This window comes from Inquilinus sp. KBS0705, assembly GCA_005938025.2.
GTDB lineage: Bacteria > Bacteroidota > Bacteroidia > Sphingobacteriales > Sphingobacteriaceae > Mucilaginibacter.
In genome coordinates this window covers 256,797-277,309 of sequence record VCCI02000004.1, presented here as the reverse complement: position 1 = coordinate 277,309, position 20,513 = coordinate 256,797, and the positions used below count along the sequence as shown (strand labels likewise).

Here is a 20,513-nt window from a genome sequence, read left to right as displayed (position 1 = left end):
ATCTGTTTAAATTTATAACCGTTAATTATACATTTATTCCTAACCAATTATGAAACGACTTTTATTTTTAATGCTGATGGGCCTTAATTTGGGCGCATTAGCACAAAGTGCTGCCAGCATTACCGTAAGCAGCTCTAACCAGGTTATTAGTAAACATATCTACGGGCAATTTGCCGAGCACCTTGGCCGTGGCATTTACGACGGGTTTTGGGTAGACAAAAACATGCCGGTACAAAAACAAGACCGCATAAGGCTTGATGTAGTTGCCGCATTACGAAAAATAAAAATACCTAACCTGCGCTGGCCCGGTGGCTGCTTTGCTGATGAGTACCATTGGCGCGATGGTATTGGCCCCCGTGCGCAAAGGCCGCGTATGGTTAATACTAACTGGGGAGGCATTACCGAAGACAATAGCTTTGGTACACACGAGTTTTTGGCGCTTTGTAAATTGTTGGGCTGTGAGCCCTACATTGCCGGTAACGTAGGTAGCGGTACAGTAGAAGAAATGTCGAAATGGGTAGAGTATCTTAACTCTAACAGTAGCAGCAGTGTGGTGCAAATTCGTAAGCAAAACGGCCACCCCGAGCCATATAAGGTTACATTTTGGGGTGTAGGTAACGAAAGCTGGGGTTGTGGCGGTAACATGACGCCGGAGTTTTATGCCGATCAGTTCAAAAGATATGCTTCGTTTGCTAAAAATTACCCCGGCGCTCCATTAAAAAAGATAGCCAGCGGGCCCAATTCTGACGATTATAACTGGACAGAAGTGTGCATGAAAAATATACCAAACTGGGATATGTGGGGTATATCGTTACACTACTACACCGTGCCTACGGGTAACTGGGGTAAAAAAGGATCAGCTACAAGTTTTACCGAAAAGGAATACTTTGAAACTATGGTAAAATGCCTAAAAATGGAAGAACTGGTAGATAAGCACTCGGCCATTATGGATAAATACGACCCTGAGAAAAAAGTTGCCTTAGTGGTTGACGAATGGGGTGTATGGACAGATCCTGAACCAGGTACCAACCCGGGCTTTTTATATCAGCAAAACAGCATGCGCGACGCGCTGATAGCCGCAACCAACCTAAATATTTTTAATAACCACTGCGATCGTGTAAAAATGGCTGCACTGGCACAAACCATTAATGTTTTACAGGCACTGATATTAACTGATAAAAGCAAAATGCTGTTAACACCAACCTATCATGTGTTTGATATGTATAAGGTACACCAGGATGCTAAGTATTTAAATATAAAATTAAACTCGCCCGATTACGAGGTAGATGGTAAAAGCATCCCTGCTGTAAATGCTTCGGCATCGCAAGATGCTGCAGGCAAGGTGCATATATCACTGGTTAACCTTGATTTGAATAAATCGGTTACTATAAGCACTGCCCTAAAAGATATTAAATGGACAAATGTTAAAGGTGAAATATTAACATCGGCCCAAATTACCGATATAAATACATTTGACCAGCCTAACAAATTGCAATTGCACAGTTTTAACGGCGCCAAAAAAGATGGTGATAAACTAACAGTTGTGGTACCGGCAAAATCGGTTGTAACGCTTGAGCTAAATTAAGCTTAGTGTTATTTTTTAACGGCCTTGTTTGTTTTTTGCTCGGCCCGTTTTACTTCGTCCTTTTCGCTTAAAGGCATTTCGGACATTAATTTTTTTTCAAAATCAGCATCAGGCCCTCCTGGTGCTGATTTTTTGTTTTTTGATGATGGCTTTGTGTTTTGCATAATAATACGCCTCCATCATAAATAACTTATAACGGGTTAAAAGGTTTAAACAAATTTGGAGTAAGTATAAGCCGGAAGGCTATTTTTTTAGTTGCCGTAATTCCGTCTTAAGTTCTATAATTTGTTGTTGTGCCTGCCTGTTCTCCAGGTAAAAATATATGGCGCAACCTAAAAATATTTTGCCCAAAACAAATACAGCCGCAAAAACCCATTTCCACACTTTGTGTATTTTCATGTGGTTAGATTCGGCCTCAACCTCTATATATTGCGGGTCGTTATTGCCCCTGTTAAAATTGGTATAGTTATTATTCCGGCGGTTGGTGTCAAACTGTTCGGGGTTATCATTAGGGCGCAGCATCAACTCGTCTATACGGCCCGATATTTTGTCCCAGGTGCCGGCTGGTGGGGTTACTGCCATTTGAGAGGCAATGTTTTCCATGTCCGTTTCCAGTTGTTTTAAAGCAAAGTCCACTTCCGGATATTTAGCTTTCATATACATCAGTTCCTTTACCTCTTCTTCAGAGGCAGACCCTGTTACATAGGCTTCCAGAATACCGCTATCAATGTACTGCTGCTGTATCATACGCGGTTATTCCTAATTACTGTGAACGATTCTTTTAATATCCGCCTAACATCATCCTCGCTTTTACCAAGCTCGGCAGCCAGCTTGGCGATTGATTTACCATAGTACTGCACACCGCAAAAAACTTGTTGCTGGTCGGCATTCATCAGGTTTGTAAATTTATTAGCGCTTACCTGTTTTTCTTCGAGGGCGCAATTTTCAAGGCTTTCAAAAAAAGCGCTTAATTTTTTACGGGCCAGTAGCTGTAATTTACAAAATACATTACCAGATGATAGCTCTGTAATATTAGCTGGCATTATATCAGCAAACAAATCAACAAGGTATTGCTCGGCTACAGTTTGGCTCTTTACAATTTCGAGGATATAACCAAGCAGCATGCCACCGTAGCTGTTATACAAGCTGTGCTTAGCCTGTAAGTAGCCCTGTGGCGAAACTTCGGTATGTGTTAGCTGCTCTTTCAAGTTGGGGGTCAGTAACGTTAATTAGCGGGGGTTACCCAAAAATAGTACAAAAGTTTAATAACACAACAAGTTAAATAATTTTCTTTTACCGTAAAGCCGGTAAGTATTATTGTTATTTATTAAAATGGTAAATGTTAATTTAAGTTAAAGCAGCAATGTTTATGGCGTATTTTATATAGCTTTAATCATGCTGCGTTATCTTCTTGTTATAATATTTATAATCTCATCAACTATATGCTTTGCTCAAAGCAGTATAAAGGGCCGGGTTTTTGAAAATAAGACCCGAATTGCGTTGGCCGATGTGCTGATAGAGAACCTGAACACTAAACAAAGCCTGCTTGCTGATAAAAAAGGGATGTTTACCATTGGCGCTAAAATTGGCGATCTGTTGGTGTTTAAAAACTTTGCCTACCAGACCGATACGCTTGTAGTGATTGATATGCGCGAAAAAGAGGTTTTTTTAGAGCCGAAGCAGAACTTTTTAAATGAAGTTACCGTGCGCACCACAGATGCTGATACCAAGGGCATTGAAAATTATTACGACCCCCAGTTTCATAACCAGCCGGTGGTATATCACCGCAATAGCAGGACTAAAGAGTATGATGGAGGTATAACCATTCGCTTACGCTATTGGAAAAAGGACGAAAAGAAAAAAGCCAGGCTGGAAAAGTTATTAAAGAAGTTTGATACCATGGATGAAATTGCCAGTGTATTTGTACCCAAAAACATAGGCAGCTATGTGCCCCTTACCGGGGCTGAACTGGACAACTTTATCAGCCTTTATACGCCTACGCCGGAGGTATATAGCAGTAAAAAATTTAATTTATTAGATTACCTTAACGATTGCTATAAAAAATACGAGGCTTTGCCATTAGATAAACGCCAGTTACCCAAACTGGTTAAATAAAAAAAGCGATGGTAGTTACACCCATCGCTTTTAAAATGTTATAAACCTGCTTATTTAAGGCCGTTTTTTATGCTATCCTGTTTGGCTTTTTCTTTCTTTTTGAAAAACCCTCTTAGCAAAAAGTTATGCTGTACAGCTTCTAAATCATCATTTAATTTAACCGAGCTTTGTTGTAAATAATTAATGGTGCTTTGTACTTTAGCCGCTCCTTTAGGGTCGTTTAATAAAATACCCATAATATTATCGGTGCTGTTTAGCTTGTTGCTGGCTTTGTTAAGGTTGTCTGTTAAGGTAGATGCATTGTTAGCCGCCTCTTTAAGCTTTGTAACTGATTCCTGTATGCGGTTAAATGCGCTGGTATCGGTCAGTAATTTATCGGCCAAACCACCTTTAGTGTTCATTTTATTACTAAACTGGTTTAGCTGTACAGCCATTTTAGAGGCACTCTCGGTAGCGGCCTGTAAATTGCGCATGGCGGCCTTTAGCTGCATAGCCATACTGCTGTCGGCCAATAGTGCGCCAACAGTTCCTTTGCCTTCCAGTATTTTGTGGCCAAGGGTTTTAAAATCTGTAGTAATGGCTAATAAATTTTGGTTGTTTTGCTGTAAGGTCTTCATGATATCATCTGTAGAAAGCAGCTTTTCTGACTGTAGTACATCGCCACTTTGCACAATGGGTGCCTGCGGGCTTCCGCCGTCAATCACAATTATCTTATTACCTATTAAACCATCGGAACTGATGTGCACACCGGCATTGCGGTGAATATAGGGTTGAGTAGCAGCATCTATATTCATATCCACATCTACCTGGGCCGATTTGGTAAAGCGTATATTTTTGATGGTACCTACCTTAACACCCGAGAACCATACGTTATTCCCCTTTTTTAGGCCCGCCACATCATTAAAAATGGCGCTTATTTGTATACTTTTTACAAATGTTTTTTGCTGGCCGCCCAGGGTGAGTATGCCAATTATAAATACGGCAACACCCAGCAGTACAAATACGCCAACTATTATCGATTTTCTATTTTCTTCTTTATCCATTTTATTGGGTAATAATATTATGCTGTAAAATTATAATCGTAAAAAGGTTTAACCCTTTTATCGTCTGTGTCAAAAACCTCATCAAACGTGCCAATACGCTGAAATTGCCCGTCAAGCAGCATGGCTATACGGTCGCCGGTTTGTTTGGCGCAGGTAAGGTCATGTGTGATGATGATAGACGAGGTATGGTAATTTTGCTGTACCTCGTTTATCAGGTCGTTTATCTCTATGCAAGTTATTGGGTCTAACCCGGCTGTCGGCTCATCATAAAGCATTATTTCGGGGTTCAGTATTAAAGTACGGGCAATGCCAATACGTTTGCGCTGCCCGCCCGATAGCTCTGATGGCATTTGGTTAATAGTTTGCGACAGGCCAACTGCTTCAAGTACCGTTTCAACGGCAGTATCTATTTCTTTACGGGTAATGCCCTTGCGGTTGCGTACCAGCGGGAACTCCAGGTTTTTACGCACCGTCATACTATCATAAAGCGCGCTGTTTTGAAATGAGAAACCTATTCGTATTCGCAACTCGGCTAAAGCCTCTTCAGATATATTTGGTACATCGTTACCTAAAACTTCGACGGTGCCTTTATCAGGGCTTAATAAACCCGATATCAATTTTATTAGTACCGATTTACCCGTTCCCGAACGCCCAAGCACCACCAGGTTCTCGCCCTGGTAAAGATCAAGGTCAATACCCCTTAGCACGTCGTAATCACCGAAGGATTTTTCAAGTCCCCGTATCTTAATTACTTCGTTGGTTTTATCGATATCTACCTTTTGCTTCTCCATATCTTACCTAAACGCGCCAAATATCTGTACAATTAATACCTCTTCTATAAACACCAAAAACATGGCAGTAACTACCGCACCATTAGCCGCTTTACCCACACCTTCCGTCCCTTTGGTCGAATTATATCCCTGGTAGCAGCCCACAATTCCTATAGTAAAACCAAACATTACGGCTTTAGTTAGCGATGCCCAAAAATCAATAAACGTTAAAGGCTCAAAAGCCTGCTGCATAAAGGTGGCGTAGCTGGTGCCCTCGTTTTGGCTAACATTTAAATAGCCGCCTAAAAGCGCTATAAAAGCAGTATAAGTAGCTAATAAGGGTATGGTAATGGTAGTGGCTATAACGCGCGTACAAACCAAAAATTTAAAAGGTTTTGTGCCCGAAACTTCCATGGCGTCTATCTGCTCGGTAACCCGCATAGATCCTAATTCGGCGCCAATGCTGGAGCCTACCTTACCAGCCGCTATAAGCGCGGTAACAAGTGGCGCTAATGCCTTCATAATAGCAATAGATACCAGCGATGGTAACCACGATTGCGCACCAAAATCGGTTAGCGAAGGGCGGCTTTGCTTTGTGAATATGACACCTACAATAAAACCTGTTAATGATATAAGGGTGAACGATTTAACACCCACCTCGTAACACTGGCGCAAAACTTCTTTAAACTCGTAAGGCGGTAAAAAAACTTCTTTAAAAAAGCGCAGTATAAAAGCATAGATGCGGTGCAGCATTAAAAAAAAATCTGCAATGCTGCTTTTTAACTTTGATAAGCGCGAAGGTGCCGGCCTTGTTGTACTTTTTGCGTTATTCATTAATGGCGATAAAGGTATAACTAATGTAAGATATAGATAAAGTATGTGAGCAAATTGTTTTAATTATTACACATTAAAGACGGATGCTGTTATACAATGATGTTGCAAATGTAACACCCCTTAAACCAATAGACGTAATAACATTGTTCTCTTATCTATATCCCCCGGGCTATCTACGCATATAATTGGCTTGTAGATTGATTGAAACAAGCAATCAGGCTCATGAAATAAGTATCCGATAAAATTATACCGGTTAACATTTTTTGCCGAAAAGTGTATATTGACCGCTGCTACTATACGCAGGTGCGTATACCAATAATCAGAGTACAAATACGATTAACCTATATGAAAAATATTTACTGCTTTGCAATAGCAGCCTTTTTATTATTGTCGGGCACGGCTAAAGCACAATTATTTGCCCCCAGCGACCCAATGGCTACCAAAGAAACCCGCGAACTGTTTAACAGTATGCAGCGTTTGGTTGGTGCCGGAGCCATATTTGGCCACCACGATGATACTGCCTATGGGGTAAACTGGTGCTTTGAAGAGGGGCGGTCTGACGTGAAAAGCGTAACCGGATCGTACCCGGCAATGTATGGCTGGGACCTGGCTAAGATAGAGCATGATAGCGTGCGTGATATAAATGGTATCCCTTTCAAATATCAAAAAAAACTGGTACGCGAGGCATACGACAGAGGAGGAATCAACACCTTTTGCTGGCACATGGATAACCCTACAAACGGTAAAACCGCATGGGATACTACCAATCGTACGGTTAAAGAATTACTGCCCGATGGCGAGTACCACCAAACCTATATCAATTGGCTTGACAAAGCCGCTGCCTACATAGCCGACCTTAAAGGTCCCGAAGGCGAGCCGATACCACTGCTGTTTCGCCCTTTTCATGAATTAACAGGCAACTGGTTTTGGTGGTGCGCCAACACCAGTAGTCCTGACGAGTTTAAGGCACTTTGGCGTTTTACTGTTGATTACTTGCGTAACACCAAAAAACTGCATAACCTGCTTATTGTATACTCGGTTGCCGATTTTAATAACGAAGCCGAATTTTTGGCCCGTTACCCGGGCAATGGCTACGCCGATTTTATGGGTTTTGATAACTATTGCTACAAAAGCGTAAGCGATTATCAGCAAAAACTGGATATGCGCCTGGGTATTATTGATGCCATTGCCGCGCGTAACCATAAACTGGCCTGCCTGCCCGAAACCGGCTATGAGCAAATACCACAAGCCGACTGGTGGACAAAGGTTTTGCTGCCTACTTTAAACAAACACAAAACATCGTATGTAATGGCATGGCGCAATGGCCGGCCAGATCATTATTACGTGCCGTACCCCGGCCAGGTTAGCGAAGCCGATTTTAAGAAGTTTTTTAAGAGTTCGCCTATTTTCGAAAATCGTTTGGCACCATTAGCGGTGTATGGTAAGTACATAGTGAAGGCTAAGTAAGCTTTAGATAAAACTTATTTATACCGGGCCTGTTTATAAAGCACAATAGTCAATTACTTATATAATGTATATGAGCGCGTATCAACAAAAGTGGTTAGATGTGTTACAAAGGGCAGGCCTTAAAGAGTGGAAAATAGAGGCCCGTGGCGAAGATATAGCTATTGACATGCCGCAGGTAACCGATTTGAAATTAATAAGGGATAACCTGCCACAAACGCTGGCAGCCATATCGCTGGATATTGCCCTGCCGCCCGAAAGGCTTAAGTTTAACTTTCATAACGGCTACGAAAATTTTGAATATATACTAAACCCAACAGATAGCGACCTGAATAAAGCGTAGTTATATTTTGGCTTTGGTTGATACCACAGTAACACAAATACCCATTGCAGCGATAAGTGTAAACGAGCCGCGAAGCGTGGCTATACCGGCAATAAAGCCAATTACAGGCGGCCCTACTAAAAAGCCCAAAAAGCCTATGGTTGATACCGCTGCCAGCGCCACACCCGGCGACATGGTTTTTGAGCGCCCGGCGGCACTATACACCAATGGCACTACAGATGACACGCCAAAGCCCACCAGTAAAAAGCCTAATAACGATGTATATAAATAAGGAAACAATACTGCTATAAGCAAACCCGAGGCTGTTAATAAACCGCTAACCTGTAATGTACGTTTTAACCCGAAACGGTGCGCAAACCAATCGGCTATGAAACGGCCTGTGGCCATGGTAAGCATAAAAGCGGTATAACCCGCACCCATCCACGCGCCGGTTGCCAGCACTACCTTTTTAAAGTATATCACGCTCCAATCAAACATCGCGCCCTCGCATATCATCGAGCAAAAGGCAATTACACCTAACTTGATAAGGGAGTTATCGGGCATTACAAAAACAGGGTCGCTGCTGGTTACCTTGTCATTTTTTAAATAACCCGATATAATTGCTATGTTGATAAGAATAATAAGCATTATGCCTATAAAGTGGTGCAGCGGTATAATGCCTTTACCTATCATTAAAGTGCCAATTGCAGCACCGGCAAAACCCGCCAGGCTCCATATACCATGAAAAGATGCCAGTATTGGCCTGCCATACAATTGCTCGGCGGCTACAGCCTGTGTATTAACCGATATATTTACAGCGTTGCTCGAAAACCCGAAAACCAACAGGCAGCATATGAGTTGAAAAGTATTTTGCGCCATGCCCAGGGTAACCAAACTACAGCAATACATTACCGAAGCCATAATAAGCAGCTTACGGCTGCCAAACTTAGTAATTATCCATCCCGAAAAAGGCAACGAGCACATTAAGCCCACAGGTATGGCAAACAGCACCGCCCCAAGGCCCGCATCGCTTAAACTTAAATTTTGCTGTATAGTTGCAATACGCGATGCCCAGCTGGCAAAGCACAAACCCGCCATAAAAAACATAGCGCCTACGGCAAAGCGTAATGTTGTTTTTGGGTAATTATATGATGGTAAGGTTGCTTCCAAAATAATATTTTATCTTAGTGTATTTATTACACTAAGATGCAAAGGTAAAACATTTTTTAAATTTAGTAAAGCCGTTTGATTATTAAGCGGCTTTATTGCTGTTTTATGTTAAAATACTTAACAATGCTTTGTTATACAGGCTATTGAGTGATATTGAATGTGCCTGTAACGCCATTGGCTACCTCATCGGTATCAACATTTACCAGGTCGGCGGTAAAGGTGCCTTGAATGTTACCTGTTTTACCGTCGGTAGTGCTAAAGCTGGTAATAACAACACTACCTACAGTGCCTGTATAGTGGCCAATCTGTATATAATCTATATCAGATGTACCTGTTTTAGCGATAGCGGTTTGTATAGTAAAAGCATTATCGGCATTTGTGCCGCCTAAAATTTGCGTGTTGCCTTTTGGCGCGTCTATACCGGGCAGTATTACGTCAAAGTATACATTATCTACAATGGTGGTTTCGGGGCCGTTAAGGGTGTAGGTAATAGTGCCGGTTTTTAATAACCCGGCCGGGTATACGGGCGGGTCGTTCTTACAACCAGTTACCGTCATTAACAGTAAAACAAAAAATAAACAACCCTTAATTAAATTCTTCATATATATGTTTAAAACCTATCAGCAATCACCATCCGGGCCGCACGCCGGTCCTTCAATAACACTCATATCGGGTTTAGGCTGTTGCCATTCGCCGTAAGCTTTTTCCAGTGTCTCGGTAAATACAGGCACTGCCTGCGCGCCGGATACGGCATACTTACCATTCATTACAAAAAAAGGCACACCGCGTATACCCAGGTACTGCGCTTCGGCAATATCGTGTTTTACGTCATCAGCGTATAAATTGTTGCTAAGCACGTCAATTACTTCTTGCCTGTTCAGGCCAATTTGAGCACCCATATCGGCAAGGGTATCAATATCGTCAGTATTTTTACCGTCGGTAAAGTAGGCTTTAAACAGCTGTTCTTCGGCGGCATCGCCTAAGCCATGTTGTTTGGCCATGTGGGTAAAGCGGTGCGCGTTAAAGCTGTTGGCCACTACGGCTTTATCCATATTGTAGGTTAAACCAACCTCGGTGGCCATTTCGGTTACATGGTTGTTCATTTGCTGCGCGTATTCCAGCGTCCAGCCTTTTACATCGGCCAGGTATTGGCTGATATTTACCGAGGGGTCGGTTTTCATATCGGGGTTAAGCTGAAAGCTTTTCCATTCTACTTCTACATCATCCTCATGTTTAAACTGCTGCAAAGCATCTTCAAAACGGCGTTTGCCTATATAGCAAAACGGGCACATCACATCAGACCATATCTCTACTTTCATGGTGTCGGGGTTAAAAGCATAAAATTATGCAATGTTGGTTTGTTTAGGGTAAGCTTAAAGTCAAAAATAAATAGCAAAAATACATATATCGGCCGCTTGTATTATAAAAAACCTAATTATCAATCACATAGCATCGATATTTAATTTTCTTTTATAATTAGGCATCATAACCTGATTAACCAACTATACGGCCCTTTGCGGATAAGAATGACGAATAAAACAAAACCATCAATTTTTTGGGCGGGCATTATCTTGCTTTTTATCCCCGGGCTTGTACACGCTTATTTACTGATGCCTTTCCCCGGCAGCCAAGATATCAATGCCATTACAGTATGTTATTACCTCGAAAAGATAATATTACCGTTGCGTATTGTTGGTGCTTTAATAATAATATGGTATGTAGCAGCATACTTTATTAAAGATACGCTTAAAGGAAAGATCGTTAAAGCTGCTGTATTAGTACTGGGGCTAATTACCTTTTATTATACTGATTATACTTATAAAGCCGAAGTGATGTTCCGCGAAACACGTAAGGCGGTATTTGCTAACGGTATTACCAACCGGGTACCGCGCACCTACCTGGTAATAGGTGTTGTAAATAATGGTGTTGCTAAGGCATACCCGGTAATTTATTTAGGCTATCATCATAAAGTGCAGGACGAGATTGGCGGTAAGCCCGTTTTGGTTACCTATTGCACCATGTGCCGTACCGGCCGGGTGTACAGCCCTGTAATTAACGGCAAGGTGCAAACCTTTAGGTTGGTGGGTGCAAGGCACTATAACGCCATTATTGAAGATAACGCTACTAAAACATGGTGGTACCAAAGCACCGGTAATGCTGCGGTAGGTAAGTTAAAAGGCGAGCATTTAGCCGAGCTGCCTTATGAGCAAATGACACTTGGCGCCTGGCTGAGCAAGTACCCGGCATCGTTAATATTACAACCCGATAAAATATACGCCAACGATTACCTCGACCTTAAAAATTATGACCGCCTGCAAACGGTTGATAAAGACAGCACTTTAAAAAACAAAGACTCGCTGGTGAATAAAAGCTGGATAATTGGCATAATAGTAAATGGCAAACCCAAAGCTTATGATTGGCGCACAATGGTAAAGAAAAAGGTATTGAATGATATAGTAAACAACACCGGTTTATTGGTAACAATAGAACGCGACAGCATGAACTATCATGTATATAATACCAATGTAAACGGCCGCCAATTACATTTTAACGCAGATGCAGCCGGGCAACTTACCGACCAGGAAACCGCATCTGTTTGGGATTGGAACGGCGCCTGCATAACCGGCGCGCAAAAAGGCGCCCAATTAAGTAAGATACAAGCCTACCAGGAGTTTTGGCGATCGTGGAAGCAATTTCATCCTAATACCCTTTTTTGGAAGGGGAAGGATGTAAAGAAGGATTAAAATAATGGAACGTTATGCCGAACTTGTTTCGGCATCTCACAAGCAAAGTTGATGAATAGATGGCCTGTCCTGTGAGATCCTGAAACAAGTTCAGGATGACAGCTTTTTATTTATTTCCCTTTAGTTGTATCGCGTTCCACCAGTTCCATACCGCATTTGCTGCAGGTGCCGGGTTTATCGTTTTGTATGCTGGGGTGCATAGTACAATAATATTTTTTTTGTACTGCGGCTGTTTTGGCTGCATCGGCAGGTTTTTTATCGGGTTGGCTACAGGCGGCTAAACCTAAAAGGCTTATTACGGCAATGGTTACAAAACGTATCTTCATGTATATATTATTTGTTTTTAATAAAGGCTGCAAAGCCAAATAGCGATACTACCAACACCCCTAACGCGGCTAACATACTCACAATATCGCGTATGTTTTTACCGGCCCAGGTCATGCCGAAATATTTATGTAAAAATATAAAGGAAAACCCTTCCGTGCGGTCTATCCCGGCAACTTTTGTTGATAATTGGGATGTGGTGGTCTCAATATACCAATTTTCAGCATTGGGGTATTCTACTTTCTGTACCGGCAGGCGCTTGTTAATAAAACCGTATTCGTTATCAAACTGGCGTATTTGGGTAACCTTTAAATCACGCGTGGTTTTGCTGCCGCGATAATATTCGCTTAAAAACCTAGCGTATTGCCTGTCTCCATCGTTTAACTCAGTGCCTGTTTTAGCATCAAAATATAAAATATCCTTACTGTTGTTGCTTGCCTGGTAATAAGTTTGTCCATCAAGCTTAACCAAACCAACTTTAGTAATCACACTATCCGCAAGCGGCAGTTTTAGGTTTGATAATACCAGATCATTAATATCAAATACCTGCCCATAAACTTTTTGCTTAGGCCCTATATTATGCAGCTTAACCAAAAGATGGAATGCCCCACTGGTAACAAAGGTGAACATTACAAAAGATACAATTAGCCCTATTTGCCGGTGAAAACGGTGCACAAAGCGGGTATCTTTTTTTCCGCTACCTTTACGGTTTTGGGTGGCTGTTTTAAACTTCTTCCAAAAAAAGCCATAAACAGTTAGGCCACTTAATAATGATAAAAACAGGATGCTAACAATTATTAGCAGTACAATTATCCTGAATTGCTCGCCGCCAATAGCTGCTAAAAAAGCCCAGGTATGCAATTGCTCAAATAAGCTAAGCATTGCCTTACGCGTGTTATTGTTAAATGTACCCATGCGGCTTTGGCCGGTCTCTACGTAAATATCCATACCATCGGGTCGGTCGAAAGATACCTTCCAAACCGGCAGCAGGTGGTTAATGGGCTGGTAATGCCCATCGAATATTTTTTGCAGGCTGATAGCTTTAATTTTTGAAGTACTATCCTGCGTAAAATATCTTGCAAGATAGACGGCGTAAAGCCGATCGCCATTTTTTAACACTTCGCCGTTTGCAGCCGAATAGTAATTGGTGATGCTGTCTTTACCTAATATCTGGTAATAGCTTTGTTTGTTAAAATTGATCAGGCCAAAGTTTCTGAATTCAGTGATTCCATTTTTGTCCAACACCTGATGTATAGATAAGGTTGGTTTAATTTGGCTTTGAGGCAAAGGTTTAAACACCTCCTGCGCTATGGTGGGCCTAAACCAGTTAGACATAAATGGGTGCGATAAACCGCTAATAGTCCAAAAAATGACAGGGATAAGGGCTGTTAAACCCATTATCCGATGCCATTTATAAAAGTTTTGTTTTGCTGTTGCCATGTTATTGTTTTGCAAATGAGTAACTAATGCCCAGCGAATAAATGCGTGGCGGCGCGGCGTTATAAGTATCGCCATATTGGTTGCTGGTAACCGTTGTGGCATATAACTTATTGGTAAGGTTTAACACATTAAACCATATGCCTGCGCCTTTTAAAGCACCGCTTTTTACATCAAACCCCGTACGCAGGTTAAAAATATTGTAGCCTGCATAGGTTTTGGTATTAGCCGGGTTGGTATAGTACGAATTAATATGTTGCCACTCGGCGGCTACACGTAAACCATCGGCATAAAGGGGTTTGTAAGTAATTTCGGAGTTGGCTATCCATGCCGGTGCATTGTTCATGCGGTTGCCGTTATAACTGGTAACGGTGCTTACATTTGTACTGTAATTGGTGCTTACTTCGCTGTAATCTACATAAGTGTGGCGGGCATTGGTGCCACTAAACCTAAAACTAAATTCGCGCGCCGGTGCATAGGTAACCGAGTACTCGATACCACGGTGGCGGGTTGCACCCGCGTTTTGGTTCTGGGTGGTATTATCGGGTAGCAGCTGGTTAATAATTTCGTTACGCCCCTCCAGGTCATAAAGAGTGACTTCCACGTACATTTTTTTATCAAACGCGGCAAACCATCCGCCTGCTTCGTAATTGTTAAAGGTTGCCTGTTTTAGTTGTACCAACTGGCGCGAGCTGTAAAGATCGCCGGTTTCGGGTGGCTGAAAGCCTACGCTGTAATTGGCATACAAACCTTTATTATTATTAAAGTTGTAGGTTAGTCCGAGTTTAGGCGCTACTATATTAAAATCGTTGGTTTCCTGTTGTTTGTATTTGCTGCCGGTAGTTATGCCGTTGGTGAAATTATAATGGATACGATCGTACCGTAAACCCATTACTACCCTTAACGCATCGGCAGGTTTAATTTCGTATTGCGCATAGGCTGCCGTGTTAAACAGTTTTATTTTATAATCGTCAATAAAACGACCGGTGTTGGTATAGCCAGTATAATAGTTATTGGTTACATCTTTTTGGATATCTAAAAATTTGGCGTAATACGAACTTGGGCTATTATCCACATAAGCGCCTAATATTAACCGCGAATGCAGGAAATCCATATCCTGCCTGTGCTGTGCCAGCAAACCTAAACTGTGAAAGCGCTGGTCATTCTCCTGCCCGTTAGAACTTACATAATTTCCATTATTGTCCCTTACATCCGATATAAAATAACTTGGCAACTGTGTTGTAGAGTTATGGCGATAAAATATAGTCAGGAAGGTATTGCTTTGATCGTTCCATGTATGCGCTAAGCGTGTGTTGGCTCTTAAGGCATCAACCTTGCGGTAGGTAAAGCGTTGGTTGGCACCATACTGGCGGCTGTAAAAATGGGCGCTATCTAAACTGCCGGGTGTTTGGGTATTTAAATAATTATAAGCTACAGATGTTGTGAGCCGGGTTTTGCTGTCAAGATCATAAGTAGTTTTAAAATTACCCGAGTATTTATCAAAGTCGGAGTAATCCTGCCAGCTATCTTTTTGATGAGCCACGTAACCGCCCGCATATAAGCCGAATTTACCTGCGCTAAAACCGCCGTCGGCATCAACCCTGCGGTAGTGATAACTATCGCCCTGTACAGATACATTGCCGGCATAGCCTGCAGGCGGCCCTTGCGTAATAAAGTTAACCGCACCGCCAATAGCATTACTGCCATATAGCGATGATGCCGGGCCTTTTATCACCTCAATATCGCGCACACCACTCATGTTTATTTCATATAGCGAGTTATGGTTAAATATGCCAGTAGGGCGAATAGGCAGGCCATCCTCCATGTACAAGTAAAGCGCGTTATAAGTAATAGGCTGGCGTATGGCCATTGTATGTTGTTCGTTCCCTAAATCAACCATGTAAACACCGGTTACCTTGTTTAGTAACTGGTATAGCGCGGTAGCTTTAGTATCGTGTATTTGTGTGGAATTTATTTTACTGATAGCAATTGGGGCGTCCTGCCTGGCCTGCCGCTCACGGCTGGCCGATACTACTACAGGTTGCAGATCTATTGTGGCGGGTTCAAGGCTTATTTCGGCATTTGTGCTGCCGGTTAAGGTATAAACCTTGTCAGTAAAGCCTACCATAGTAAGGCGAATGGCTTTAATGCCACCGGTTGGTATGCTGAATTTGCCCTTAGCATTGGTTTGTGCAAGAGGAGTAACATCGTCGGCATTTGTTATCAGTACACCCGCAATAGCTTCGTGTGTGCGGGCATCGGTAACGGTGCCATTTAAGCTGCTTTGGCCAAAGCAAAAGGCAGGCGCAAAGCATAGCATTATATATAATAATATAGATGGTTTCATAAAAATGTATAAGTGTGCATTCCGGCTTTGCCGAAACAGCATAACAAAAGCACAGCTTTACGCAAAGTGTAAAGCGTAGCAAATACTGGCCGCGAAGCCGGTATTAAAAACTGTATTAAAAAGGTGTTTTTATGAAAGCCGCGGAGGCTGAAAGATACTCCGCACTTGTTGGGGAAGGATAATACGGAAGTTTGGAATTGGTGTAACTGAAAGTAAAACCGACTGAAATTTAATTTTTAACGGCTGATTAAAGCAAGCCTCCTGGAAAAGGTTTTTTTGTGATTGCCTGTTTTCGGAGTTTTCTTTATCCTGTGCCTGTTTTATCTTTTTCATAAAGTAGCACTTGCCATTACAATGCAGCTGCGGCTTAAAACGATTAACACAAAGGTTGTCTGCAATGTATTTTTTGTTCAGCTCAAAACCGGCATAAACAAACACGCGCGAAAAGTTCACCGTTATTAACGATGCAATTAATAAATATGCGGTAATACGTTGCAGCATGCGCAGGCAAAGGTAATGCTTATGCCGTATTAAACAAGCCTGCATTATAGCTTGTTTGGCATTAAATAAAAAACCCCGCCGTTTGGGCAGGGTTTTTATTTGCTTTTATGCGTGGCGCCTATTTAGCAACGCGTTTTAAAACGAAGTGCGCTTTATTATCGTTTATCGACAAATCCATACCTACCGAATCGGCATAAACTTTACCACTATGTGGTATATCCATTCCGTTTACATTTACGCTGAAGCTAAAGTCGTCACCTTTAATTTTACCGTTCTCTAAAGCAACGTCACCTTCGGGCGATTGTGCAGTGCCGGTTAATTTTTCGCCATCAACTTTAAAATCATAAGTTACCGGTATGCTATTGCCATCGGCCATTGTTAAGTTACCGGTCCATTTGCCATTAAGGTCGGCAAATACTGCAGCTGCTAAACATATCATGAAGCAGCATGATAACAGGGCTGTTGTAAAAATTTTCTTTTTCATATTATAGTTATAATTTAATCTAATAAAAGTATGGTTTTTTATTAAAACAAATTATCATTATACTATTAATTTTAGGTAAAAATAAGCCCTATTGGTGCTACCAGGTGGTTATTCAAAAGTATCTGCAATCATCTCTATTTTGCGTCCCGGCGTTTCGGCCGATTCAAATGTAAGGGTAACTTTTCCTGCTACACCAACAATAGTTATGGTGGCGTTGTTCTCCCTGTTTTCGCCATCGTTATACAATTTAGCTTTAATAACCGTTTTGCCGGTTTTAAAAGGTTTGGCCCAGCTACAAATGCTCGAGCTTATCTTTCCCGACATTTTAGGATCGTCGTTACCGGGTGTAATTGTAATATCGGTTTTGGTGATGGTTACAACAGTTTTTTCGTCTTTGCTTTTTACCACCGCGCCATTATTATCCAATTGGGTAAGCTTAGTGCCGGTTAATGTGGCCTTACCACACTGAGCAAAGCTAACCGTTGCTGCTGCTATCAATATAATTAATAGCAGCGTTTTTTTAAGGGTAACTTTCATCTTTTTGGGTTTAAAGTGTTATGAATAGATGCAGGGTTATTCAAACTTATCGGCTATTACCACTATCTTTTTCCCTGGCTCTTCTTCTGCTTCAAACGTTAGGGTTACTTTACCTGCCTTACCTTCGATGGTTATAGTAGCATGCATTTCCTGGCCGCCATCGGTAAGCGCTGTGGTTAAAACAGTTTTACCTTCTTTAAAAGGCGTGGCCCAATTGCAGGCATAGGTTTTTACGGCACCTTTCAATGTTCGCCCGTTATCGCCGGTAACTATAGTTACTTCGGCTTTGTTAATAGTGATCACTGCGGATTCGTCTTTAGTCCGCTCTACTTCGCCCTTATCGTTAAGGTAGGTAGTTAATGATGATGTAAGCGTGGCGGTTTTGTCGCACTGCGCAAAACACAGGGTACTTGATGCTACTAATAGCAGGGCAAGTATAATTTTTTTGATGTCTGTTTTCATTTTTATATTAAGTTTAAACAAAGATATATGTTTAATATAGTAATATGCAATACATAGTACCATATTAAATTGTATATTATTGATAATGAGGTAAATAATTTAATTGCCTTTTATCTGAACCTTGATTTATGTGATTTAAGGATGATCTTGATAGTCTTGGTAATTGAATTTGTTTTATTATAGGATTGGTAATGGTTTTATAATAGCCGGAGATACGAAAACATTATCTTACCATTCAATTAGCTTTTAATGATTGATTAAGGTTAATATCTTGCTACAATCAGGTAAAAATCAATTAACACAGCGGTTATTTTCCTGTACTTTTGATTAGCTTTACTTTTAACCAGAAATAACACCCCATCCAATCATGAAAAAGCTTTGTATTATCCTATTAGTCTTTTGCAGTTTTAGTGCGGTTGCCCAAAAGCAGGATTATCCTATACAACCCCTAGCCTTCACTAAGGTGAAGCTAACGGATCATTTCTGGTCATCGCGTATCGAAACAAACCGTACAGTAACTATCCCGGCATCCTTTGCCCGTTGCGAGAGTACCGGCCGTGTAAAAAATTTCCAGATGGCTGCCGAGCGTAAAGGGAAATTTTGCACCACTTACCCGTTTGATGATACCGACATTTACAAAACTATAGAAGGGGCATCATACTCGCTTGCCCTACACCCTGATAAACAGTTGGATCATTATGTAGATTCCATGATCAACATTGTAGCTAAAGCGCAGGAGCCCGATGGCTACTTGTATACCGCCCGTACTATCGACCCACTACACGTAGGTGCATGGCTGGGTACCGAGCGTTGGGTAAAAGAACAGGAAAACAGCCACGAATTATACTGCGCGGGCCACATGTACGAAGGTGCGGTTGCACATTACATGGCTACCGGCAAACGCAATTTCCTGGATATTGCCATCCGCAACGCCGACCTGCTGGTGCGTGTTTTTGGCCCCGGTAAAAGGCATGTTGCCCCCGGTCACGAAATTGTTGAGATGGGTTTAGTAAGACTGTACCGCATTACCGGTAAAAAAGAATACCTGGATCTGGCTAAGTTTTTTATAGACGAACGCGGGCATAAAGAATATAACAAAAAAAGCAAAAGCGTTTTCGAGAATGGTGTGTACTGGCAGGATGATAAGCCGGTTATAGACCAGGACGAAGCCGAAGGCCACGCTGTACGTGCTATGTATCTGTACTCGGGTATGGCAGATGTTGCCGCCCTTACCGGTGATAAGGAATACCTTGCAGCTATTGATAAGATATGGGACAACATGGTAGGTAAAAAAATGTATGTACAGGGCAGCATTGGTGCCGTAGGCGATGGCGAGCGTTTTGGCGATAACTACGAGTTGCCCAACGCTACCGCTTATAACGAAACCTGCGCCGCCATAGGCAGCGTATTTTGGAACCAGCGTATGTTTTTACTGCACGGCGAATCTAAATACATTGATGTATTGGAAAAAACGCTGTATAACGGCCTGATATCAGGAGTTGGTTTGGATGGTAAATCATTCTTTTATACCAATGCCATGCAAATACACGATGATTTTAGTCACCCTGATATTGAGCGCGAGCGCGCGGGATGGTTCACCTGTTCTTGCTGCCCTACCAATGTGGTTAGGCTAATGCCATCAATCCCCGGCTATATTTACGCCCAAAATGGTAAGGATGTTTTTGTGAACCTGTTTATTAGCGGTACAGGCAGCTTAACCCTAAACAGTAAGCAATTAAAAATAACCCAGCAAAATAATTACCCATGGGATGGCGCGCTGGCCTTCACCATAGACCCTGCCAACAGCATGGATTTTAACCTGAAGATACGCATACCCGGCTGGGCACAAAACCAGGCCATGCCTTCGGCATTATACAGCTATCAAACACCGTCAAATAAACAGGTGCAAATAAAGGTTAATGGTACGGCTATAGATTATGATGTGAAAAATGGTTACGCCGTAATTAGCCGTAAATGGAAAAAGAACGACAAAGTTGAGATGAACCTGCCAATGGAAGTGCGCAGGGTAATAGCTACAGATAAACTGCCCGAAGATAACGGTAAGGTTGCCCTGCAACGTGGCCCCGTAATGTATTGCGCCGAGTGGAAAGATAACGATGGCAAGGCATCAAACATTATTTTACCCGCCACTACAACCCTTAAACCCGAATATAAGCCCGAATTGCTGAATGGTGTGATGGTATTGACCGGCGATGTAAAAACCGTAAATGTGGATAGCGCTGGGCAAAACATATCTACCCAAAATAAAACGCTTACAGCCATACCTTACTATGCCTGGGCCAACCGCGGCAAGGGCGAAATGACAGTTTGGTTTCCGCAGCAGGTAAAGTATGTTGATTTGCTAACCCATTAA

General features: G+C 42.0%; 21 protein-coding genes. 6 read left to right on the top strand and 15 right to left on the bottom strand.

Going from position 1 to position 20,513, the window contains the following annotated elements:
- Positions 1 to 49 precede the first annotated feature (49 nt).
- Positions 50 to 1,585 carry an alpha-N-arabinofuranosidase gene (locus FFF34_017930; GenBank protein TSD63471.1) on the top strand — a complete coding sequence of 512 codons (1,536 nt, stop codon included), beginning with the start codon at positions 50 to 52 and terminating at the stop codon, positions 1,583 to 1,585.
- A gap of 243 nt (positions 1,586 to 1,828) precedes the next feature.
- On the opposite strand, the gene FFF34_017925 is transcribed toward FFF34_017930, so the two are convergent.
- Entirely contained in the window at positions 1,829 to 2,332 is a 504-nt protein-coding gene (locus FFF34_017925) for a hypothetical protein (protein ID TSD63470.1), read from the bottom strand.
- Complete coding sequence (locus tag FFF34_017920; GenBank protein TSD63469.1) at positions 2,329 to 2,793, bottom strand: hypothetical protein; 465 nt, start codon at positions 2,791 to 2,793, stop codon at positions 2,329 to 2,331. The genes FFF34_017925 and FFF34_017920 overlap by 4 nt, the downstream gene beginning before the upstream one ends.
- Before the next feature lie 187 nt (positions 2,794 to 2,980).
- Here FFF34_017920 and FFF34_017915 point away from each other — a divergent pair, with 187 nt between their 5' ends.
- On the top strand, positions 2,981 to 3,700 hold the full coding sequence (locus FFF34_017915; protein ID TSD63468.1) for a hypothetical protein: 720 nt from the start codon (positions 2,981 to 2,983) through the stop codon (positions 3,698 to 3,700).
- A 50-nt stretch (positions 3,701 to 3,750) separates the two neighbouring features.
- Here the strand turns inward: FFF34_017915 and FFF34_017910 are convergent, their stop codons facing one another.
- Genes FFF34_017910 through FFF34_017900 form a run of 3 tightly spaced genes read right to left on the bottom strand, consistent with a single transcriptional unit; the run spans position 3,751 to position 6,347 of the window.
- Positions 3,751 to 4,743 (bottom strand): MCE family protein, encoded by a 993-nt coding sequence (locus FFF34_017910; protein TSD63467.1) that lies wholly within the window; start codon positions 4,741 to 4,743, stop codon positions 3,751 to 3,753.
- Between the two features lie 17 nt (positions 4,744 to 4,760).
- Positions 4,761 to 5,534 carry an ATP-binding cassette domain-containing protein gene (locus FFF34_017905; GenBank protein TSD63466.1) on the bottom strand — a complete coding sequence of 258 codons (774 nt, stop codon included), beginning with the start codon at positions 5,532 to 5,534 and terminating at the stop codon, positions 4,761 to 4,763.
- A gap of 3 nt (positions 5,535 to 5,537) precedes the next feature.
- Positions 5,538 to 6,347: an ABC transporter permease gene (locus FFF34_017900; GenBank protein ID TSD63465.1), complete on the bottom strand. Its 810-nt coding sequence runs from the start codon at positions 6,345 to 6,347 to the stop codon at positions 5,538 to 5,540.
- Between the two features lie 345 nt (positions 6,348 to 6,692).
- Between FFF34_017900 and FFF34_017895 the strand changes: the two genes are divergently transcribed.
- Together FFF34_017895 and FFF34_017890 are read left to right on the top strand one after the other, a co-directional pair.
- Positions 6,693 to 7,814 carry a beta-mannosidase gene (locus FFF34_017895; protein ID TSD63464.1) on the top strand — a complete coding sequence of 374 codons (1,122 nt, stop codon included), beginning with the start codon at positions 6,693 to 6,695 and terminating at the stop codon, positions 7,812 to 7,814.
- 70 nt (positions 7,815 to 7,884) lie between these two features.
- A complete protein-coding gene (locus FFF34_017890) occupies positions 7,885 to 8,154 on the top strand; it encodes a hypothetical protein (protein ID TSD63463.1) in 270 nt (89 codons plus the stop codon).
- Here the strand turns inward: FFF34_017890 and FFF34_017885 are convergent, their stop codons facing one another.
- The 3 genes from FFF34_017885 to FFF34_017875 form a co-directional block, all read right to left on the bottom strand.
- Entirely contained in the window at positions 8,155 to 9,303 is a 1,149-nt protein-coding gene (locus tag FFF34_017885) for an MFS transporter (GenBank protein ID TSD63462.1), read from the bottom strand.
- A 140-nt stretch (positions 9,304 to 9,443) separates the two neighbouring features.
- Entirely contained in the window at positions 9,444 to 9,905 is a 462-nt protein-coding gene (locus FFF34_017880) for a hypothetical protein (protein ID TSD63461.1), read from the bottom strand.
- Positions 9,906 to 9,923: 18 nt separating this feature from the next.
- The gene (locus FFF34_017875) at positions 9,924 to 10,622 is read right to left on the bottom strand and encodes a DsbA family oxidoreductase (protein ID TSD63460.1); all 699 of its coding nucleotides are present in this window, start codon (positions 10,620 to 10,622) and stop codon (positions 9,924 to 9,926) included.
- A 207-nt stretch (positions 10,623 to 10,829) separates the two neighbouring features.
- Here FFF34_017875 and FFF34_017870 point away from each other — a divergent pair, with 207 nt between their 5' ends.
- Positions 10,830 to 12,047 carry a DUF3179 domain-containing protein gene (locus FFF34_017870; protein ID TSD63459.1) on the top strand — a complete coding sequence of 406 codons (1,218 nt, stop codon included), beginning with the start codon at positions 10,830 to 10,832 and terminating at the stop codon, positions 12,045 to 12,047.
- A 110-nt stretch (positions 12,048 to 12,157) separates the two neighbouring features.
- Here the strand turns inward: FFF34_017870 and FFF34_017865 are convergent, their stop codons facing one another.
- The 7 genes from FFF34_017865 to FFF34_017835 all read right to left on the bottom strand — a co-directional run bounded on the left by FFF34_017865 (position 12,158) and on the right by FFF34_017835 (position 18,139).
- Positions 12,158 to 12,373 (bottom strand): hypothetical protein, encoded by a 216-nt coding sequence (locus FFF34_017865; GenBank protein ID TSD63458.1) that lies wholly within the window; start codon positions 12,371 to 12,373, stop codon positions 12,158 to 12,160.
- Between the two features lie 7 nt (positions 12,374 to 12,380).
- Positions 12,381 to 13,913, bottom strand: coding sequence for a PepSY domain-containing protein (locus tag FFF34_017860; GenBank protein TSD63457.1), 1,533 nt, complete (start codon positions 13,911 to 13,913; stop codon positions 12,381 to 12,383).
- Positions 13,813 to 16,197, bottom strand: coding sequence for a TonB-dependent receptor (locus FFF34_017855; GenBank protein ID TSD63456.1), 2,385 nt, complete (start codon positions 16,195 to 16,197; stop codon positions 13,813 to 13,815). The genes FFF34_017860 and FFF34_017855 overlap by 101 nt, the downstream gene beginning before the upstream one ends.
- Positions 16,198 to 16,284: 87 nt before the next feature.
- Positions 16,285 to 16,656, bottom strand: coding sequence for a hypothetical protein (locus tag FFF34_017850; GenBank protein ID TSD63455.1), 372 nt, complete (start codon positions 16,654 to 16,656; stop codon positions 16,285 to 16,287).
- 118 nt (positions 16,657 to 16,774) lie between these two features.
- A complete protein-coding gene (locus FFF34_017845; protein ID TSD63454.1) occupies positions 16,775 to 17,140 on the bottom strand; it encodes a glycoside hydrolase in 366 nt (121 codons plus the stop codon).
- Positions 17,141 to 17,248: 108 nt separating this feature from the next.
- Positions 17,249 to 17,677: a hypothetical protein gene (locus tag FFF34_017840; GenBank protein TSD63453.1), complete on the bottom strand. Its 429-nt coding sequence runs from the start codon at positions 17,675 to 17,677 to the stop codon at positions 17,249 to 17,251.
- A 36-nt stretch (positions 17,678 to 17,713) separates the two neighbouring features.
- A complete protein-coding gene (locus FFF34_017835; protein TSD63452.1) occupies positions 17,714 to 18,139 on the bottom strand; it encodes a hypothetical protein in 426 nt (141 codons plus the stop codon).
- Between the two features lie 367 nt (positions 18,140 to 18,506).
- Here FFF34_017835 and FFF34_017830 point away from each other — a divergent pair, with 367 nt between their 5' ends.
- A complete protein-coding gene (locus FFF34_017830; protein TSD63451.1) occupies positions 18,507 to 20,513 on the top strand; it encodes a glycoside hydrolase family 127 protein in 2,007 nt (668 codons plus the stop codon).

What these genes read in the sequence shown, in the direction of transcription:
- FFF34_017865 (TSD63458.1), bottom strand. Translation starts at nt 12,373, where the DNA reads ATGAAGATACGTTTTGTAACCATTGCCGTAATAAGCCTTTTAGGTTTA.
- FFF34_017915 (TSD63468.1), top strand. Translation starts at nt 2,981, where the DNA reads ATGCTGCGTTATCTTCTTGTTATAATATTTATAATCTCATCAACTATA.
- FFF34_017890 (TSD63463.1), top strand. Translation starts at nt 7,885, where the DNA reads ATGAGCGCGTATCAACAAAAGTGGTTAGATGTGTTACAAAGGGCAGGC.
- FFF34_017925 (TSD63470.1), bottom strand. Translation starts at nt 2,332, where the DNA reads ATGATACAGCAGCAGTACATTGATAGCGGTATTCTGGAAGCCTATGTA.
- FFF34_017860 (TSD63457.1), bottom strand. Translation starts at nt 13,913, where the DNA reads ATGCCACAACGGTTACCAGCAACCAATATGGCGATACTTATAACGCCG.
- FFF34_017895 (TSD63464.1), top strand. Translation starts at nt 6,693, where the DNA reads ATGAAAAATATTTACTGCTTTGCAATAGCAGCCTTTTTATTATTGTCG.
- FFF34_017910 (TSD63467.1), bottom strand. Translation starts at nt 4,743, where the DNA reads ATGGATAAAGAAGAAAATAGAAAATCGATAATAGTTGGCGTATTTGTA.
- FFF34_017930 (TSD63471.1), top strand. Translation starts at nt 50, where the DNA reads ATGAAACGACTTTTATTTTTAATGCTGATGGGCCTTAATTTGGGCGCA.
- FFF34_017855 (TSD63456.1), bottom strand. Translation starts at nt 16,197, where the DNA reads ATGCTGTTTCGGCAAAGCCGGAATGCACACTTATACATTTTTATGAAA.
- FFF34_017875 (TSD63460.1), bottom strand. Translation starts at nt 10,622, where the DNA reads ATGAAAGTAGAGATATGGTCTGATGTGATGTGCCCGTTTTGCTATATA.
- FFF34_017905 (TSD63466.1), bottom strand. Translation starts at nt 5,534, where the DNA reads ATGGAGAAGCAAAAGGTAGATATCGATAAAACCAACGAAGTAATTAAG.
- FFF34_017850 (TSD63455.1), bottom strand. Translation starts at nt 16,656, where the DNA reads ATGCTGCAACGTATTACCGCATATTTATTAATTGCATCGTTAATAACG.
- FFF34_017845 (TSD63454.1), bottom strand. Translation starts at nt 17,140, where the DNA reads ATGAAAAAGAAAATTTTTACAACAGCCCTGTTATCATGCTGCTTCATG.
- FFF34_017880 (TSD63461.1), bottom strand. Translation starts at nt 9,905, where the DNA reads ATGAAGAATTTAATTAAGGGTTGTTTATTTTTTGTTTTACTGTTAATG.
- FFF34_017830 (TSD63451.1), top strand. Translation starts at nt 18,507, where the DNA reads ATGAAAAAGCTTTGTATTATCCTATTAGTCTTTTGCAGTTTTAGTGCG.
- FFF34_017900 (TSD63465.1), bottom strand. Translation starts at nt 6,347, where the DNA reads ATGAATAACGCAAAAAGTACAACAAGGCCGGCACCTTCGCGCTTATCA.
- FFF34_017835 (TSD63452.1), bottom strand. Translation starts at nt 18,139, where the DNA reads ATGAAAACAGACATCAAAAAAATTATACTTGCCCTGCTATTAGTAGCA.
- FFF34_017870 (TSD63459.1), top strand. Translation starts at nt 10,830, where the DNA reads ATGACGAATAAAACAAAACCATCAATTTTTTGGGCGGGCATTATCTTG.
- FFF34_017840 (TSD63453.1), bottom strand. Translation starts at nt 17,677, where the DNA reads ATGAAAGTTACCCTTAAAAAAACGCTGCTATTAATTATATTGATAGCA.